We start from the raw sequence: 17,058 nt of genomic DNA, 5'->3' as shown, positions 1-17,058 counted from the left end.
CTAGCGCTGTCGGTCGTACCGGGCGAAGCCCACGAGGATGTCGCGCTGGATGCCGAACATCTCGCGCTCCTCGGCCGGCTCGGCGTGGTCGAAGCCGAGCAGGTGCAGGATGCCGTGCGTGGTCAGCAGCAGCAGTTCGTCCATCAGCGTGTGCCCGGCCGTCTCGGCCTGCATCTGCGCGACCTGCGGGCACAGCACGACATCGCCGAGGAGGCCCGCCGGGGACGGCTCGTCCTCGGTCCCGGGGCGCAGCTCGTCCATCGGGAAGCTCAGCACGTCGGTCGGGCCCGGCTCGTCCATCCACTGCACGTGCAGCTGCTCCATGGCGGCCTCGTCGACGAGCACGATCGCCAGCTCCGCGTCGGGATGCACGTGCATGATGTCGAGCGCGAAGCCCGCCAGCCGCTGCAGGGCGGCCTCGTCGACCTCGATGGCGGACTCGTTGTTGATCTCGATGCTCACAGGATCGCTCTCATCGTCGCTTCGGGAGGTGGTCGCGCGTCATGCCCTGGCGGCGCTCGGCGCGGTTGGCGAACTCGGCCGCCTGCTCGCGCTCGAAGTGCCGCGCCTGCTGGCGGGCGTCGTAGTCGGTGTAGGCGTCCACGATCCGGCCGACGAGGGTGTGCCGCACGACGTCCTCGCTGGTGAGCCGGGCGAAGTGGATGTCGTCGATGTCGTTCAGCACGCGGGTCACGAGCCGCAGGCCGCTGGCAGCGTTCGGGAGGTCGATCTGCGTGATGTCGCCGGTCACCACCATCTTCGAGCCGAAGCCGAGGCGGGTGAGGAACATCTTCATCTGCTCGGGCGTGGTGTTCTGCGCCTCGTCGAGGATGATGAACGAGTCGTTGAGCGTGCGTCCGCGCATGTACGCGAGCGGCGCCACCTCGATCGTGCCCGCCGCGAGCAGCTTGGGCACGAGGTCGGGGTCCATCATCTCGTTGAGTGCGTCGTACAGCGGGCGCAGGTACGGGTCGATCTTGTCGGTGAGGGTTCCGGGCAGGTAGCCCAGCCGCTCCCCCGCCTCCACCGCCGGACGGGTCAGGATGATGCGGTTGACCTCCTTGCGCTGGAGGGCCTGCACCGCCTTCGCCATCGCCAGGTACGTCTTGCCGGTTCCCGCGGGCCCGATCCCGAACACGATGGTGTTGTGGTCGATCGCGTCGACGTAGTTCTTCTGCCCGAGGGTCTTCGGCCGGATGCTCTTGCCGCGCGCGGTGAGGATGGCCTGGCTGAGCACGTCGGACGGGCTCAGGTTGAGGTCGGTCTCGAGCATGCGGGCCGAGCTGGTGACCTCGGCCGGGCTGATCTCCTGCCCGTTGCGGACCATCTGCAGCAGCTCCTCGATGAGGCGTCGCGCCGACTCCACCTGGGCGGGGTCGCCGGTGAGGCTGATCTCGTTGCCGCGCACGTGCACGCTCACCTGCGGGTATTGGCGCTCCAGCGTGGTCAGGAGGCGGTCCTGGGGCCCGAGCAGCCGGACCATCTGGACGCCGTCGACGCTGAGCCGGGCCTCGGCCCCTCCGTCGGCGGGGGTGCCCGCAGCGGGCGTCGGTTCGCTAGTCGGCAAGGCTTCCTTCCTCGAGCGGGCGCTCGGCGTCTCCGCTCAGTACGTGGGCGTGCACATGGAACACGGTCTGGCCGGCGCCGGCGCCGGTGTTGAACACGAGCCGGAAGTCGCCGGCGCCGTGCTCGTCGGCGAGCCGCTTGGCGGTCGCCACCAGCTCGGCCAGGAGCTCCGGGTCGCCGGCGGCGAGCTCGACGACGTCGCGGTACTCCTGCGTCTTGGGCACGACGAGCAGGTGCACGGGCGCCTTGGGCGCGATGTCGCGGAAGGCGACGATCCGCTCGCCGTCGTAGACGATGTCGGCCGGGATCTCGCGCGCGATGATGCGCGAGAAGATCGAGGGCTCCGCAGTGTCCATGGCCTCCATCCTACGGGTGACCGCCGACGCGGGGGCGGCCGTTCACCCTCGGCGGAAGCGCGATCGCGGCCCTCACCACCGGCCGAGCGCCGCGTTCAGCACGGCGAGGGCGGCGGGGCCCGCGGTCGAGGTGCGCAGCACGGTGTCGCCGAGGCGCACCGCCTCTGCTCCCGCCTCGCGGAAGAGGTCGAGCTCCTGCGGCGCGATCCCGCCCTCCGGGCCCACCACGAGCACGAGGTCGCGGCCGTCCGGCTCGACGGTCGTGAGCGGCGTGGTTGCGCCGGGCTCGAGCACGAGGAGGCGCGAGCCCGCCGACAGCGCGGCCACCTGCTTCGAGGTCGCCAGCTCGGTGACCTCGGGCGTCCAGGCGCGGATCGACTGCTTGGCGGCCTCGCGGACGATCGTCGCCCAGCGGTCGCGGCCCTTCGCGACCTTCTGCCCCTCCCAGCGCGACACCGAGCGCGCGGCGGCCCAGGGCACCACCCGGTCGACGCCGAGCTCGGTGGCCGCCTGGACCGCCAGCTCGTCGCGGTCGCCCTTCGCGAGCGCCTGCACGAGCGTGACCTGCGGCGACGGACGCGGCACGCGCTCCACCGCCTCCACGTCGATGGTCAGCTCGGTGTTCGTCGCGACGATCACCTCGCCGGTGGCGACCAGCCCGCGACCATTGCCGATCAGCACGGACTCGCCCGGCCGGGTGCGGTTGACGGTCGCGGCGTGCTTCGCCTCGGCGCCCGTCAGCGACAGCCGCGCGCCGGCCACGACGTCGTCGAGATCCTCCCGCAGGTAGAGCGAGCTCATGATCAGAGGTTGAGGAACCGGTCGCGCAGCTTCGAGAACAGCCCCTGCTGGAACCGGGCGAGCGACGGCTCGGGGCCCTTGTGCACGGCCGCGAACTTCTTGATCAGGTCCTTCTCCTTGTGGTCCAGCTTCGTGGGCGTGACCACCTGGATGCCGACGCGCAGGTCGCCACGGCCCGTGCCGCGCAGGTGCGTGATGCCGCGGTCCTTCACGGTGATGATGTCCGCGCTCTGGGTGCCCGGCTTGAGCTCCAGCCGGATGTCGCCGTCGAGCGAGTGGACGGTCGCCGTCGTGCCCAGGATCGCGTCGGTCATCGACAGCTCCAGCGTGCAGAGCAGGTCGTCGCCGTCGCGGCTGAACACGTCGTGGTGCTTGACCTTGATCTCGAGGTAGAGGTCGCCGTTCGGGCCGCCGGCGGGGCCGGCCTCGCCCGAGCCCGGCATCTGCAGCCGCAGGCCGGTGTCGACGCCAGCGGGGATGTCGACCGGGACGGTCCGGCGCGCGCGCACGCGGCCCTGCCCCTGGCAGGTCACGCACGGCGTCGCGATGACGGTGCCGTAGCCGCGGCAGGTGCCGCACGGGCTGGAGGTCATGACGTTGCCGAGCAGCGACCGGACGGACCGCTGGATGCTGCCCGTCCCGTGGCAGATGTCGCAGGTGACCGGCGCGGTGCCGGGCTGGCAGCACGAGCCGTTGCAGGTCTCGCAGACGACGGCCGTGTCGACCTCCAGGTCGCGGTGGGTGCCGAACACGACCTCGTCGAGGTCGACCTCCACCCGGATGAGGGCGTCCTGCCCGCGCTCGCGCCGCGACCGGGGGCCGCGCGTCGCGCCTCCCCCGCCGCCGAAGAACGTCTCGAAGATGTCGCCGAACCCGCCGAAGTCGGCGCCGGCGCCGCCGAAGCCGCTAGGGCCTCCCGAGCCGCCGAGGTCGTACTGCTGCCGCTGCTGCGGGTCGCTGAGCACGTCGTAAGCATGGGTGACGAGCTTGAAGCGCTCCTGCGCCTCCGAGCTCGGGTTCACATCGGGGTGCAGCTCGCGCGCGAGGCGGCGGTACGCCTTCTTGATCTCGTCGGGGGTGGCGTTGCGGTCAACGCCGAGGACTTCGTAGTGGTCGGCCACGTAAGGCTGTTCCTTCTTGTCGTGGGTTGTCTCTCGCGGGGCGGCTAGTCGCCGAGCAGGCGCGAGAGGTAGCGTGCGACGGCGCGGACGGCCGCCATGTTGCCGGAGTAGTCCATGCGGAGCGGGCCGAGCAGCCCGACGCGGGCCACGTCGGACCCCGCGGCACTGTACCCGCTGGACATCACAGAGGTCTCCGCGAGCCCCATCACGGGGTTCTCGCGGCCGATGCTGACCGCGACGGTGTGCTGCTCGTGCGCCATCTCGTCGAACAGGCGCAGCAGCACCACCTGCTCCTCGATCGCCTCCAGCACCGGGGTGATGGTGCCGGGGAAGTCGGTCTCGGTGCGCACCAGGTTGGCGGCGCCGGCCATCATGAGCTTCTCCTGCCGGTTGGCCGCGATCTGGTCGAGCAGCGCGCTCGCCACGGGCTCGACGATCGTGCGCGTGCGCTCGGTGAGCGCGCCGGGCAGCAGCCGCAGCCGCGCCGCGGCGTCGACCAGCGAGAGGCCGGCGACGGCGCCGTTCACCGCGCCGCGCACCTCGGCGATCTCCTCGTCGGTGAGCTCGCCCGCCAGCTCGATCACGCGCTGCTCGACGGCGCCCGAGTCGGTGATGAGCACGCTCAGGAGGCGGCGCGGAGCGAGCTGCACCAGCTCCACGTGCCGGATGCGCGAGCGCTGCACCGACGGGTACTGCACGAGCGCGACCTGGTTCGTCAGCTGCGAGAGGAGGCGCACCGTGCGCGAGAGCACGTCGTCGAGGTCGACCGACTGGCCGAGGAACGCCTCGATCGCGGTGCGCTGCGCCGGGGTCAGCGGCCGGGCCTCCGCCAGGTGGTCGACGAACAGGCGGTAGCCCTTGTCGGTGGGCACGCGGCCGGAGGAGGTGTGCGGGGCCGCGATCAGCTCCTCCTCCTCGAGGGCCGCCATGTCGTTGCGGATGGTCGCCGCAGACACGCCGAACGCGTGCCGCTCGACGATGCTCTTCGACCCCACGGGCTCGCGGGAGGCCACGTAGTCCTGGACGATCACGCGCAGGACCTCGAGGCTGCGTTCCGAGACCATGCGAACCCCTCCTGTCGACTCGTCATCCGCTGGAACTGGCACTCAATGCTCTGGAGTGCTAATCATATCGCGCACAGATGACAATCGGTGATTGCGGGGCGACACGCCCGGCGCTACCGTATGCGCACCGGCTCGCAGCGCTGCGGCCGCGAAGGAGGCATGCCCATGTCCCACCCCGACGACAGACCCTACGATCAACAGCCGTACGGCGGATCCACCCCGCCCGCGCCGCTCGACGCGGCGCAGGACAAGCAGTGGGCGTCGTTCGCCCACCTCGGCGGCATCCTCTGGCTGCTGCCCTCCCTCATCATCTGGCTCGTCTTCAAGGACCGCGGCCGGCTGACCGCGCAGGAGTCGAAGGAGGCGCTCAACTGGCAGATCACCTGGATCATCGGCTGGGTGCTCTCCCAGATGATCGGGCTCGTGCTCGGCGCCATCCCGCTCGTCGGCGGGATCGGCTACCTGCTGTTCAGCCTGCTGATCCCGTGGGCGCTGTACGTGGTCAACCTCGTGCTGTCGATCCTCGGGTTCATCCGCGTCAACGGCGGCGGAACCTACCGCTACCCGATGAACTTCCGCTTCATCAAGTGACGAATCGCTCTCGGCTTCTTCTCAGACTGCGGCCGACACCCCTAGGCTGAGCAGCGTCCGACCGACCACTCCAAGGAGAGATCATGTCCGCTACACCCCCGCCGCCGCCCCAGCAGCCGCCGTACGGAGGTGCCGCACAGCAGCTGAGCCCGGCCGACGAGAAGCTGTGGGCCACCCTGATCCACATCGGGGGGATCCTGTTCGGCTGGATCCCCGCGCTCATCGGCTACCTCGTCCTCAAGGACCGCGGCCCGTTCATCCGCGCGCACACCGCGACCGCGCTGAACTTCCAGATCACGATCTTCATCGCGTACATCGTGGGCTGGATCCTGTCGATCGTCGTGGTCGGCCTGTTCATCGTGCTCGCGGCGTGGGTCGTCAGCATCGTGTTCGCGATCATCGCGGCCGTGAAGGCGAACCAGGGCGAGTACTACACCTACCCGGTGGCCATCAAGTTCGTGAGCTGAGGCTCGCGGTCTTCGCGGGCGCCGTCAGTCCTCCGGCAGCAGCCGCCTGACGACGGCGTCCGCCAGCAGCCGCCCTCGCAGGGTCAGCTCCACCGACCCGGCGAGGGCGGCTTTCGCGTCCACGAGGCCGTCGGCGATCAGCCCGGCCACCGCGCGGCGACCCTCCGGATCCAGCTCGGCGGTGCGGATGCCCTCCCGGATGCGCGTCAGCAGCAGCACGCGCTCCACGCGGCGCGTCTCGTCGTCGAGCGTCTCGCGCCCGGCCGCGGGCGACTCCCCCGCCAGCACCCGCTGCGCGTACGCCGCGGGGTGCTTGACGTTCCACCAGCGCACGCCGCCGACGTGACTGTGCGCGCCAGGACCGACGCCCCACCAGTCGTGACCGAGCCAGTACGACAGGTTGTGCCGCGACCGGTGCTCCGCGCCGCGCGACCAGTTGCTGACCTCGTACCAGTCGTAGCCGGCGGCGGCGAGCGTGCGGTCCGCCAGCTCGTACATGTCGGCCTCGAGGTCGTCGTCGGGCTCCGCCACCTGTCCGGAGCGGATCTGCCGGGCCAGCTTCGTGCCGGGCTCGACGATCAGCGCGTACGCGGAGAGGTGGTCGGGTTCGCAGGCGAGCGCCGTCTCCAGGCTCCGCTGCCAGTCGGCCAGCGACTCCCCCGGCGTGCCGTAGATGAGGTCGAGGCTCACGTCGAGGCCGGCCTCGCGCGCCCAGCCGACCACGAGCGGGACACGGGCCGGGTCGTGCGTGCGCTCCAGCGTCTCGAGCACGTGCGGGACGGCCGACTGCATGCCGAAGCTCACCCGGGTGAAGCCGGCGTCGGCGAGCCGCTGCAGATCCTCCGCGTCGACGGAGTCGGGGTTCGCCTCGGTCGTCACCTCGGCGCCGGGAGCGAAGCCCCACGCGTCGCGGACGGCGCTCAGCATCGCGCCCAGGTCGCCCGGCGGCAGGAGGGTCGGGGTGCCGCCGCCGAAGAACACGGTGGAGGCGGGCCGCGCCGGAACGCCGGAGCGCTGCAGCGCCTCCGCGGCGAACGCCACCTCGCGGATGGCGTGGCCGGCGTAGTCGGACTGCGAGACGCCGCGGAGCTCCGTCGCCGTGTAGGTGTTGAAGTCGCAGTAACCGCACCGCACCCGGCAGAACGGCACGTGCAGGTAGACGCCGAAGTCGCGCTCGCCGGCGCCGAGGGCGGTGGTCGCGGGCAGGAGGCCGTCGGAGGGGGCGGGATCGCCGAGGGGAAGCGTGCTGGGCATCAGACGGAGCGCGCCGGCAGCAGCGACCGGAGGTACTTCTTGGTGTAGCTGCGCTGCACGAGCGAGAGGATCGGCGCCACGAGCCGGTAGAACGCGTTGGACGGGCGCGAGAAGGCACGCAGGACGAACCAGACCGTGCCGTCGGAACGCAGCTCGACGAGGAACGCCTCCTCGCCGCTCTCGGGGTGGCCGTGCAGGGTGCCGTAGGCGAAGCCCTTCCGCTCCGGCTCGTCGATGACGTAGACGACGCGGACCGGAGCACCGACCTTGAACGGCCCGAACGGGATCTTCAGCAGCGCGGTCATCCCGTTGCGGATGAAGGGCGTGCCGTCGTCGGCGAAGACGTGCTCCTCGACGCGGTGCTCGCGCATGCCGCGCGGCGACCCGTCGGCGTTGTACTCGATGCCCTCGTACTGGACGCCGGTGCCCTCCTCGACATTCGTCACGAGGATGCCGCTGCCGCGCTGCACGCCCCACGCCAGGAGCGCCGACGCCGCTGTCTCGAACCGCTCCTCGCCCGACCCGAGGCGCACACTGCGTTCGAGCGGCCGGTAGCCCTTCGGCGGGTAGTAGAGCAGGTCCGCGGCCTGGGTGCCGCCGACGGCGCCGTACGTGACGGGCTGGTCGGTGAAGGAGGAGCGGCGCATGGGTCTATTCTCGCCCTACTTCTTGTCCTTCTTCTCGGTGTCGCCCGACAGCGCGGCGATGAACGCCTCCTGGGGGACCTCGACGCGGCCGACCATCTTCATGCGCTTCTTGCCCTCCTTCTGCTTCTCGAGCAGCTTGCGCTTGCGGGTGATGTCACCGCCGTAACACTTGGCGAGGACGTCCTTGCGCATCGCGCGGATGTTCTCGCGGGCGATGATGCGGGCGCCGATGGCGGCCTGGATGGGGACCTCGAACTGCTGCCGCGGGATCAGCTCGCGCAGCCGCCCGGCCATCATCGTGCCGTAGGCGTAGGCCTTCTCGCGGTGCACGATCGCGCTGAACGCGTCGACCGTCTCGCCCTGGAGGAGGATGTCGACCTTGACGAGGTCGGCCTCCTGCTCGCCGGCGGGCTCGTAGTCGAGCGAGGCGTACCCGGCGGTGCGGCTCTTCAGCTGGTCGAAGAAGTCGAACACGATCTCGCCGAGCGGCATCGTGTAGCGGATCTCGACGCGGTCCTCGCCGAGGTACTCCATGCCGAGGAGGGTGCCGCGGCGGCTCTGGCAGAGCTCCATGATGACGCCGACGTAATCCTTGGGCGCCAGGATGGCCGCCTTGACGATCGGCTCCTCCACCCTGTCGATCTTGCCGCCGGGGAACTCGCTCGGGTTCGTGACGGTGACCGTCTTCTTGTCCTCGGTGGTCACCTCGTAGATCACGCTCGGCGCGGTGGTGATCAGGTCGAGGCCGAACTCGCGGGAGAGCCGCTCGGTGATGATCTCGAGGTGCAGGAGGCCGAGGAACCCGCACCGGAAGCCGAAGCCGAGCGCGACCGAGGTCTCCGGCTCGTACACGAGCGCCGCATCGGAGAGCTTGAGCTTGTCGAGCGCCTCGCGCAGCTCCGGATAGTCGCTGCCGTCGATCGGGTACAGGCCCGAGAAGACCATCGGCTTCGGCTCGGTGTAACCGGGCAGCGCCTCCGTCGCGGGCTTGGACGCGGTCGTGATGGTGTCGCCGACCTTGGACTGGCGGACGTCCTTCACACCGGTGATCAGGTAGCCGACCTCGCCGACGCCGAGGCCCTTGGACGGGGTCGGCTCCGGCGACGAGACGCCGATCTCGAGGATCTCGTGGGTCGCCTTCGTCGACATCATCTGGATGCGCTCGCGCGGCTGGAGCTTGCCGTCGACCATGCGGACGTAGGTCACCACGCCGCGGTAGCTGTCGTAGACCGAGTCGAAGATCATGGCGCGGGCGGGCGCGTCGGCGACGCCGACGGGCGCCGGGATCTCCTGCACGACGCGGTCGAGCAGCGCCTCCACGCCCATGCCGGTCTTGCCGGAGACGCGGAGCACGTCCTCCGGCTTGCCGCCGATCAGGCTCGCCAGCTCGGCCGCGTACTTCTCGGGGTCGGCGGCCGGGAGGTCGATCTTGTTGAGGACGGGGACGATGGTGAGGTCGTTCTCGAGCGCGAGGTAGAGGTTCGCGAGCGTCTGCGCCTCGATGCCCTGCGCGGCGTCGACCAGCAGGATGGCGCCCTCGCACGCGGCGAGCGACCGGGACACCTCGTACGTGAAGTCGACGTGCCCTGGCGTGTCGATCATGTTGAGCGCGAAGGTCTGCCCGTCGACCTCCCACGGCATCCGCACGGCCTGGCTCTTGATGGTGATGCCGCGCTCGCGCTCGATGTCCATGCGGTCGAGGTACTGCGCGCGCATGTCACGCTCGGCGACGACGCCGGTGATCTGCAGCATCCGGTCGGCCAGCGTCGACTTGCCGTGGTCGATGTGGGCGATGATGCAGAAGTTGCGGATGGAGGCCGGGTCGGTGGCGGCCGGCTCGAGGGCCTTCAGAGCTCGTGGTGACATCGTGCGGCCATTCTCCCATGACGGGGCGCGAGGCGACGCCACCTGCGCCGCCCCGCCGCCCGGGTCGTCGTCTCGGTGCGCCGCGTCAGGCGAAGCGCTCGGACCGCTCGACCACGTGGCCGGCGCCGTCCTCCCAGCGGTAGACCTCGGCGCCGCCGATGAAGACGCGCTCCGCGCGCGCGTTCACGTCGAGCGGGTCGCCCGACCAGATCACGACGTCGGCGTCGAGGCCCGCGGTCAGCGAGCCGACGCGGTCGTCGAGGCCGAGGAACGACGCCGGGTTGACCGTCAGGGCCTCCAGCGCGGTCTGCCGGGGCAGCCCCTCCTTCACGGCGAGCGACGCCTGGTGGACGAGGAAGTTGATCGGCACGACCGGGTGGTCGGTGGTGATCGCGACCCGGACCCCGGCCGCGGCGATGGCGGCGAGGTTCGCGATGGCGCGGTCGCGGAGCTCGACCTTCGACCGCGAGGTGAACATCGGGCCGAAGATCACCGGGATGTCGCGCTCGGCCAGCACGTCGGCGATCTTGTGCGCCTCCGTGCCGTGGTTGACGACCAGCTTGTAGCCGAACTCGTCGGCGAGCCGGATCGCGGTCGCGATGTCGTCGTGGCGGTGCGTGTGCTGGTCCCAGTACAGCTCGCCGTCGAGGACGCGGGCGAGGGTCTCCTTCGTGAGGTCGCGGGCGAAGGCCTTGCCGTCGCGCTCCGCCTCCGCACGCGCCGCACGATAGTTCTGCGCCTCCACGAACGCCTCGCGGATGATCATCGCGATGCCCAGCCGGGTGCTCGGCGTCTGGTTCTTGCCGCCGTAGACCCGCTTCGGGTTCTCGCCGAGCGCCGACTTGACGCTCACGGCCTCCCGGATGATCTGCTCGTCGATCGTGCGGCCGCCCCAGCTCTTGATGGCGACGGTCTGGCCGCCGATCGGGTTGCCGGAGCCCGGCTTGACCACGACCGACGTGACACCGCCGGAGAGGGCGTCGCGGAAGCCCTCGTCGTCGATGTTGATGGCGTCGAGCGCGCGCACCGCGGCCGTGTTGGGCGTCGTCATCTCGTTCGTGTCGTCGCCGGCGGGGCCGTTGGCCTCCTCGTGGATGCCGACGTGACCGTGCGCCTCCACGAAGCCGGGCAGCACCCACTTGCCGGCGGCGTCCACCGTCTGGGCGTCGTCGGGGACGGTGATCGCGTCGGCCGGCCCGACGGCGGCGATGCGGCCCTCCTCGATCAGGACGGTTCCGCCTTCGATGGGCTCGGCGGAGACGGGGACGACGTAGGCGTTGACGATGGCGATGGTGGATCCGGTCATGGCTTCGAGCCTACGCTCGCGGCACCGCGGGGCCCGGGCGCCCGCGAATCCGTGGAGAAGTCACCGACGCATGCGTTCTGTGGAATGCAGCCGTCTATCGCGCGTTGACCTCTCGTATGAGCATCCTTCTGACCGGCGCGACCGGCTTCATCGGCACCTCCGTCCTCCCCCGCCTCATCGAGGAGGGGCACCGCGTGACCGCGCTCGTTCGCGACGCGGAGAAGGCCGCGATCGTGGAGGCCGCCGGCGCGGTCGCCCTGATCGGCGACGCGACGGATGCAGACCTCGTCGCCCGCGCGGCGCTCGACAGCGATGGCGTCATCCACCTGGCCTCGGCCCAGGACGTCGACCCGGTGCTGATCGACGCCGTGCTGCGCGGGCTGGAGGGCAGCGACAAGCCGTTCGTGCAAACCGGCGGCATCTGGACGTACGGAAGCAGCAGCGACATCACCGAGGACTCCCCCGCCGCGCCTCCCGCGATCACCGCCTGGCGGGGCGCGAACGAGGCGCGCGTGCTGGGCGCGGAGGGCGTGCGCGGCATGGTCGTCGTGCCCTCGATCGTCTACGGCCACGGCAAGGGCCTGCCGAACGTCATCGTCGACGCGCCCCGCGGCGAGGGCGTCGCCCCCGCGCTGCGCCTCATCGGCGACGGCTCGCAACACTGGGCGACCGTGCACGTCGACGACCTCGCAGCGCTGTACGTGCTCGCTCTCGAGCAGGGCGACGCCGGCGCGACCTACATCGGCGCAAGCGGTGCCAACCCCACCGTGCGCCAGCTCGGCGAGGCGGCGGCCACCGCTGCGCGGATCGTCGGCGGCGTGGAGGCGGAGCCCGTGGCGGAGACGGAGGAGCGGCTCGGCGCCGGCCTCGCCGAGGCGCTGCTGCTCGACCAGCAGGCCCGCGGCGCGAAGGCGCGGATCGACCTCGGCTGGGAGCCGAACGGGCCCACGCTGCTCGACGAGCTCACCAGCGGGTCGTACGCGCCGGAGGCCGTGACGGCCGACTGACGCAGCGCTTCGGCCCGCGTTTTGGTCGGGAGGCCGGGCCGCTGCTAAAGTTGTTTGTTGGCTTGCGTGTGGGTGTCCCGCACGACGCCGCACCGGCGGCCCTCTCCCGCTGAGCGGCACCTCCGATACTCACTTCGAACGAAAGTAACCATCCGTGGCAAACATCAAGTCGCAGATCAAGCGCAACCGCACCAACAAGAAGGCGCAGGAGCGCAACAAGGCGGTCAAGAGCCAGCTCAAGACCGCCGTCCGCGCCACCCGCGAGGCCGTCGCCGCCGGCGACAAGGACAAGGCGGTCGCCGCCCTCAGCCTCGCTTCCAAGCGCCTCGACAAGGCCGTCAGCAAGGGCGTCATCCACAAGAACCAGGCGGCGAACCGCAAGTCGGCCATCGCCAAGCAGGTCGCCGCGCTCTGATCGTCGATCAGCGCGGGTGCTGACCCGCATACCGAGCCCCCGCTCCCGGATCCGTCCGGAGCGGGGGTTTTCGTTTGCCCGGGTACTCGTTTCTGCGAGGGCCCGCTACTCGCGTCCGCGCGAGCTGATGATGCGGACCATCCGTTCCAGGGCGAACACCGGGTCGCGGCCGCCGCCCTTCACGTTGGCGTCCGTCTCGGCGAGCACCTCGATGCAGCGACCGAGGCCGTCCTCGGTCCAGCCCTGCAGATCGCGCCGGGCGCGGTCGACCTGCCAGGGGGCGAGGCCGAACTGCTGCGCGAGCTGACCGGAGCCTCCACGCGCCCCCGACAGCTTCGCCATGGTTCGGATCTTGCTCGCGAACGCCGCCACCATCGGGACGGGATCCGCACCCGACGCCAGCGCGTGGCGCAGCGTGACCAGCGCCTCCCCGTGCCGCCCCGCGATCGCCGCGTCGGCGACCTGGAACGCGTTGGTCTCCACGCGCCCGCCGTAATACTTGTCGACGGTGGCCTCGGTGATCTGCTCGGCCGAGTCGGACAGCAGCTGCTGGCAGGCGGAGGCAAGCTCGGCGAGATCGTCCGCGAACGCGGAGGTGATCGCCCGCAGCGCGCCCGGGGTGATCTTGCGCCCGGCCGCGGCGAACTCCGCCTGCGCGAATTCGTACTTCTCGGAGTCCTTCTTGAGCTCGGAGCAGACCACCTCGACGCCGTCGCCCGTGCCGGAGCGGATGGCGTCGAGCAGCTTCTTGCCACGCACGCCGCCGGCGTGCCGCAGCACCACCGTTGTCCCCTCCGCGGGAGCGGTGATGTAGTCGAGCATCTCGGCGAGGAACGCGTCTCCGCACTTCTCGACCGCCTCCACCCTGATCAGCCGTGGCTCCCCGAACAGGGAGGGGCTCGCGAGCGTGAGCAGCTCCCCCGGCGCGTAGTCGGCGGCGGAGAGGTCGCTGATCTCGAGACTCGGATCGGCGGCCTTGAGCTGGTCGCGTAGCATCCGCGTGGCCCGGTCGGCGAGGAAGCCCTCCGGCCCGGTGACGAGGACCACGGGCGCCGCCCGAATGCGGTTCCAGGGCAGCTGCGGGATCGCGCTCGCCGCGCGCGCTGCGCCGCCTCTGCTGCTGCCGCCTCGGCTCGCGCCGGCACGGCCGGTGTTTCGGGTCGCCACGTTCCTCCTCGTCCGCATCCAGGATACGGGGGGCCACCGTCAGTGGCGGCACGGGCGGTACGGGCGGCCGCGTGCGCGGCGTCGAGATTGCGCGGGGGTCGAGACTGCGGCCAGGGGGCCGGCGTCGATACAGCGGCCGGCATCAATTCAGCGGCCGGCGTCGATACTGTAGCCGGCGTCGGGACCGCTGCCGGGGCCGAGGCTGCAGCCGGGGACGAGACCGCGGCCGGCCGCTCCGACCAGAGTCGAGGGCCTCCGTCGCCCGGCGACACCAGCAGGAGGCCCTGCTGATCGGTACGGGCGACCGCCGTGCCCGCCTCGGCGAGCATGTGGAGGGCACGGCGGGTGGGATGGCCGTAGCCGTTGTCGGCGCCCACCGAGACGAGGCCCAGCCGGGCGTGGATGGCGGCGTAGAAGGACGGGCTCTGGTCGGCGGAGCCGTGGTGCGCGACTTTGACGACGTCTACCGGCTGGATCGCTCCGGTCGCCAGAAGCCGGTCCTGGGCGCGCTCGTCGAGGTCGCCCAGGAAGAGGGTGCGGAGGCCATGACCGTCGGCGGCGACGACGATGCTGCCCTCGTTGCCCGTCGGTCCGCCGCTCGCCGGTTCGCCAGGACGTGCGGGGGCGGACGGCGGCCAGAGGAGTCGCCATCTTGTCGATCCGAGGGCGCCGCTCATACCGGCCGTGCCCTGCTCGACGGGGACGCCTGCTGCGTCGAGCCGGGAGAGGATCGCCTCGTCGGCATCGCGAACCGCCGGCCCGACGAGTACACGTTTCGCCCGGTCGACGACGCCGGCCAGGCCGCCGACGTGGTCCGCGTCGTAGTGGGTGAGGACGAGGAGGGCGAGCCGGCCGATGCCGAGGCGGTCGAGGCAGGCGGTGGCGGGCTCCGGCTCTCGCCCGACATCGATCATCGCGACCTCGTCGCCGTCACGGAGCAGCAGCGCGTCGCCCTGGCCCACATCGCACGCCGCGACCGCCCAGTCACCGGGGCGCGCCACGACGCGGCCGATGGCTCCTCCCCCGAGCGTGCCCGCGTACGCGACAACGGCACACAGGATCGCTGCCGCGGCAGTCACGCCCACAGCGCGCGGAAGCTGGTGCCGCACACACACCAGCACGAGCGCGGAGGCGAGCCCCACACAGAGCAGGACGCCGAGCGACCCGTCCGGCCAGGGCAGCGCGTGCCCGGGCAGCGCGCTCGCGACCCGGGCCACCTCGGCGATCCAGCCGGCGGGTGCCCACGCCAGCCAGACGGCGGCCTGTCCGAGTGCCGGCGCCCACGGCAGCAGGAGGCAGGCGACGCATCCCAGCGCCGTGGCGATCGGAGCCGCCGGTTCGGCGAGCAGGTTCGCGAGGACGCCGTAGAGCGGGATCGTCGGCGACAGCAGGAGCAGGACCGGCTGGCACGCGAGCTGGGCAGCCGCCGGGACCGCCAGGACGAAGGCGAGGGGACGCGGCATCCACCGCGACAATGCCCGTGCGAGCGGCGCGGCGAACAGCAGGAGGCCCGCCGTCGCGAGCACGGACAGCGCGAAGCCGTAGTCGCGCGACAGCCACGGGTCGTGCAGCAGCAGCACGATCACCGCCAGGGCGAGCGTCGGCAGCGCGTCGACCGGTCGTCCGCGGATCAGCGCGAGCAGTACGACGACCGCCATCGCGGCCGCCCGGACCACGCTCGGGCTGGGCCCCACGAGCACGACGAAGGCCGCGAGAGCGCAGCCCGCGATCACGACCCGGGTCCGGCGGCCGAGACCGAGCGATGACGCCCCGAGGAGCACCAGCCCGGTGACGAGCGCGCAATTGGCGCCGGAGACGGCGGTGAGGTGGCTGAGGGAGCTCTCCTTCATGGCGGTGTCGAGCGCCACGGGGACCGCTGTCTCGTCGCCGATCGCCAAGCCCGGGAGGAGGGCACCGCCGTCGCCCGGAGTGCGCGCGGCGGCGTCGGCGAACGCCTGCCGCACCGGGCTCGCCCACGACAGCCAGAACGGGGGCGGGTCGACGACGTGGCCGCCGTCGCCTGCGCGGAGGCGGAAGGAGGTGGGCTCGCCGGGCGGCTCCGGGGTCAGGAAGCCGTGGAGGTGGAGGACGGAGCCGATTACGAGGGCGTCCTTCGAGGTGGGGGCGACAACGGAGGCCGTGACTCGGCGGGCATCGTCGCGTGGCCCAGCGGCAGTGCCGGCCGCACCCAGAGCCTCCCTACCCTCTGATGTCACCGTCACCGGAACCGCCAGGCCCGCGACTTCGGCACCACCGACGGCCACCCGCACCACGGTCCCCCGCCAGCGCCAGCGGGCTTCGCCTCCGAACCCGGACGCCACACGGCGGGCCGACGTATCCACCCGCACGTCGACCGTGACCTCCTCTCGCGCCCGGGCCGCCGAGGCGAGGACGGCCGACGTCCGGCCGGGAGTCGCCGCCGCGGTCGCAGCGCACCCCAGACCCGCCCCGAGCGCCGCCACCGCGGCGAACGAAACCGCACGCAGCCGCCGCCGCCGCCCAGCAGCATGCCGTGCCGTTTCGCGCCTCTGCATGAGCAGCATCAGACACACCAGCACCGCGCACACCAGCGCGCACCCGCCTGCCGCCCACCACAGCGGCCCGCTCGCACCCTCCAGCGGCATCCCGACACCGAGGCCCGCCGCCAGCCACATCGCGGCCGCCGGTGCTGCCAGCCGGAGGTCGGGGCCGTCGCCGCTCACACGCGCACCCGATCCTTCAGGTCGGCGAAGATCTTGTCGCCGATGCCGGTCACCTCGCGGAGCTGGTCGACGGAGGCGAAGCGGCCGTGCGCCTCGCGCCAGTCGAGGATGCGCTGGGCGAGGGCAGGGCCGATCCGCGGGAGGCCGTCGAGGTCTGCGAGCGTCGCCGTGTTCAGGTCGACGACGGCGCCAGCACCACCGGCCGAACCCGCCGAAGCGCCCCCGGCACCACCACCGCCACCCGCCGCAGCCGGAGCGGGCGCCTCCCCCACCTTCGGCACCACGAGCTGTTCCCCGTCCACCACCGGCCGGGCGAGGTTCACGCCAGCCGGATCGGCGCCCTCGGTGAGCCCTCCCGCCGCGGCGACCGCGTCGAGGACACGCGCCCCGGGTGGAAGGCTGACGATGCCCGGCGTACGCACCGCGCCCGCGACATGCACGAGCAGCTCGGCAGCCGTCGGCCCGGCCGAAGCCGAAACGTGCGCGCCCGGCGACGCCACCGGCCCGGCGCTCCCCTCCCCGTAGGACACCGTGCTCCCCTGCTGCCCCAGCGCAGCCAGCACCACCGCGACGACAAGCCCCGCCAGCAGCAGCACCACGACGGCCCCGACCCCCAGCCGGACGCGCGCCGACCGTGGAGGTGGGAGCTCCGCCTCCACCTCCCCCTCCGGCTCCGGGGACTCCGCTCGATGACGCATCCCCTCACGCTAGGAACCCGCGCACCACGA

General features: G+C 71.7%; 16 protein-coding genes and 1 pseudogene. 4 read left to right on the top strand and 13 right to left on the bottom strand.

Going from position 1 to position 17,058, the window contains the following annotated elements:
* The 6 genes from ybeY to hrcA form a co-directional block, all read right to left on the bottom strand.
* Complete coding sequence (ybeY, locus tag P5G50_RS12345) at window positions 1–462, bottom strand: rRNA maturation RNase YbeY (RefSeq protein WP_301208568.1); 462 nt, start codon at window positions 460–462, stop codon at window positions 1–3.
* Window positions 463–472: 10 nt separating this feature from the next.
* Window positions 473–1,567: a PhoH family protein gene (locus P5G50_RS12340; RefSeq protein WP_301208569.1), complete on the bottom strand. Its 1,095-nt coding sequence runs from the start codon at window positions 1,565–1,567 to the stop codon at window positions 473–475.
* The gene (locus P5G50_RS12335; protein WP_301208570.1) at window positions 1,557–1,922 is read right to left on the bottom strand and encodes a histidine triad nucleotide-binding protein; all 366 of its coding nucleotides are present in this window, start codon (window positions 1,920–1,922) and stop codon (window positions 1,557–1,559) included. Before P5G50_RS12335 ends, P5G50_RS12340 begins: the two co-directional genes overlap by 11 nt.
* Before the next feature lie 72 nt (window positions 1,923–1,994).
* Window positions 1,995–2,723, bottom strand: a complete 729-nt coding sequence (locus P5G50_RS12330; protein ID WP_301208571.1) for a 16S rRNA (uracil(1498)-N(3))-methyltransferase — start codon at window positions 2,721–2,723, stop codon at window positions 1,995–1,997.
* Between the two features lie 2 nt (window positions 2,724–2,725).
* Window positions 2,726–3,844, bottom strand: coding sequence for a molecular chaperone DnaJ (gene dnaJ, locus P5G50_RS12325; RefSeq protein WP_301208572.1), 1,119 nt, complete (start codon window positions 3,842–3,844; stop codon window positions 2,726–2,728).
* A gap of 44 nt (window positions 3,845–3,888) precedes the next feature.
* Window positions 3,889–4,908 carry a heat-inducible transcriptional repressor HrcA gene (gene hrcA / locus P5G50_RS12320; protein WP_301208573.1) on the bottom strand — a complete coding sequence of 340 codons (1,020 nt, stop codon included), beginning with the start codon at window positions 4,906–4,908 and terminating at the stop codon, window positions 3,889–3,891.
* Between the two features lie 165 nt (window positions 4,909–5,073).
* On the opposite strand from hrcA, the gene P5G50_RS12315 reads away from it, so the two are divergent.
* A complete protein-coding gene (locus P5G50_RS12315; RefSeq protein ID WP_301208574.1) occupies window positions 5,074–5,499 on the top strand; it encodes a DUF4870 domain-containing protein in 426 nt (141 codons plus the stop codon).
* 83 nt (window positions 5,500–5,582) lie between these two features.
* Entirely contained in the window at window positions 5,583–5,966 is a 384-nt protein-coding gene (locus P5G50_RS12310; RefSeq protein ID WP_301208575.1) for a DUF4870 domain-containing protein, read from the top strand.
* Between the two features lie 24 nt (window positions 5,967–5,990).
* Here P5G50_RS12310 and hemW read toward each other — a convergent pair whose 3' ends face one another.
* The 4 genes from hemW to P5G50_RS12290 all read right to left on the bottom strand — a co-directional run bounded on the left by hemW (window position 5,991) and on the right by P5G50_RS12290 (window position 11,039).
* Window positions 5,991–7,220 (bottom strand): radical SAM family heme chaperone HemW, encoded by a 1,230-nt coding sequence (hemW, locus tag P5G50_RS12305; RefSeq protein ID WP_301208576.1) that lies wholly within the window; start codon window positions 7,218–7,220, stop codon window positions 5,991–5,993.
* Window positions 7,220–7,867, bottom strand: a complete 648-nt coding sequence (locus P5G50_RS12300; RefSeq protein WP_301208577.1) for a DUF1990 domain-containing protein — start codon at window positions 7,865–7,867, stop codon at window positions 7,220–7,222. Before P5G50_RS12300 ends, hemW begins: the two co-directional genes overlap by 1 nt.
* Before the next feature lie 15 nt (window positions 7,868–7,882).
* Window positions 7,883–9,733: a translation elongation factor 4 gene (lepA, locus tag P5G50_RS12295; RefSeq protein ID WP_301208579.1), complete on the bottom strand. Its 1,851-nt coding sequence runs from the start codon at window positions 9,731–9,733 to the stop codon at window positions 7,883–7,885.
* Window positions 9,734–9,818: 85 nt separating this feature from the next.
* On the bottom strand, window positions 9,819–11,039 hold the full coding sequence (locus P5G50_RS12290) for an amidohydrolase (RefSeq protein WP_301208581.1): 1,221 nt from the start codon (window positions 11,037–11,039) through the stop codon (window positions 9,819–9,821).
* 116 nt (window positions 11,040–11,155) lie between these two features.
* Here P5G50_RS12290 and P5G50_RS12285 point away from each other — a divergent pair, with 116 nt between their 5' ends.
* Together P5G50_RS12285 and rpsT are read left to right on the top strand one after the other, a co-directional pair.
* Window positions 11,156–12,046 (top strand): NAD-dependent epimerase/dehydratase family protein, encoded by an 891-nt coding sequence (locus tag P5G50_RS12285; protein WP_301208583.1) that lies wholly within the window; start codon window positions 11,156–11,158, stop codon window positions 12,044–12,046.
* Between the two features lie 154 nt (window positions 12,047–12,200).
* Entirely contained in the window at window positions 12,201–12,461 is a 261-nt protein-coding gene (gene rpsT, locus P5G50_RS12280; RefSeq protein WP_301208585.1) for a 30S ribosomal protein S20, read from the top strand.
* 105 nt (window positions 12,462–12,566) lie between these two features.
* On the opposite strand, the gene holA is transcribed toward rpsT, so the two are convergent.
* The 3 genes and pseudogenes from holA to P5G50_RS12265 all read right to left on the bottom strand — a co-directional run bounded on the left by holA (window position 12,567) and on the right by P5G50_RS12265 (window position 17,028).
* Window positions 12,567–13,457 (bottom strand): DNA polymerase III subunit delta, encoded by an 891-nt coding sequence (gene holA, locus P5G50_RS12275; RefSeq protein ID WP_435870881.1) that lies wholly within the window; start codon window positions 13,455–13,457, stop codon window positions 12,567–12,569.
* Between the two features lie 608 nt (window positions 13,458–14,065).
* A pseudogene (locus P5G50_RS12270) lies at window positions 14,066–16,162 on the bottom strand (ComEC/Rec2 family competence protein); the annotation flags it as partial.
* Window positions 16,163–16,326: 164 nt separating this feature from the next.
* A complete protein-coding gene (locus tag P5G50_RS12265) occupies window positions 16,327–17,028 on the bottom strand; it encodes a ComEA family DNA-binding protein (protein WP_301208589.1) in 702 nt (233 codons plus the stop codon).
* Between the last annotated feature and the right edge of the window lie 30 nt (window positions 17,029–17,058).

The sequence above is a fragment of the Leifsonia williamsii genome, from assembly GCF_030433685.1.
In the GTDB taxonomy this organism is placed as follows: Bacteria; Actinomycetota; Actinomycetes; order Actinomycetales; family Microbacteriaceae; genus Leifsonia; species Leifsonia williamsii.
Note: the sequence above shows the minus strand (reverse complement) of the source record. Positions and strands in the feature narration are given on the sequence as shown.

Coding starts and splice junctions, on each gene's coding strand:
- P5G50_RS12265 (WP_301208589.1), bottom strand. CDS start 17,028: ATGCGTCATCGAGCGGAGTCCCCGGAGCCGGAGGGGGAGGTGGAGGCG.
- lepA (WP_301208579.1), bottom strand. CDS start 9,733: ATGTCACCACGAGCTCTGAAGGCCCTCGAGCCGGCCGCCACCGACCCG.
- P5G50_RS12330 (WP_301208571.1), bottom strand. CDS start 2,723: ATGAGCTCGCTCTACCTGCGGGAGGATCTCGACGACGTCGTGGCCGGC.
- P5G50_RS12315 (WP_301208574.1), top strand. CDS start 5,074: ATGTCCCACCCCGACGACAGACCCTACGATCAACAGCCGTACGGCGGA.
- P5G50_RS12285 (WP_301208583.1), top strand. CDS start 11,156: ATGAGCATCCTTCTGACCGGCGCGACCGGCTTCATCGGCACCTCCGTC.
- P5G50_RS12335 (WP_301208570.1), bottom strand. CDS start 1,922: ATGGACACTGCGGAGCCCTCGATCTTCTCGCGCATCATCGCGCGCGAG.
- P5G50_RS12310 (WP_301208575.1), top strand. CDS start 5,583: ATGTCCGCTACACCCCCGCCGCCGCCCCAGCAGCCGCCGTACGGAGGT.
- hemW (WP_301208576.1), bottom strand. CDS start 7,220: ATGCCCAGCACGCTTCCCCTCGGCGATCCCGCCCCCTCCGACGGCCTC.
- P5G50_RS12300 (WP_301208577.1), bottom strand. CDS start 7,867: ATGCGCCGCTCCTCCTTCACCGACCAGCCCGTCACGTACGGCGCCGTC.
- holA (WP_435870881.1), bottom strand. CDS start 13,457: ATGCTACGCGACCAGCTCAAGGCCGCCGATCCGAGTCTCGAGATCAGC.
- hrcA (WP_301208573.1), bottom strand. CDS start 4,908: ATGGTCTCGGAACGCAGCCTCGAGGTCCTGCGCGTGATCGTCCAGGAC.
- P5G50_RS12290 (WP_301208581.1), bottom strand. CDS start 11,039: ATGACCGGATCCACCATCGCCATCGTCAACGCCTACGTCGTCCCCGTC.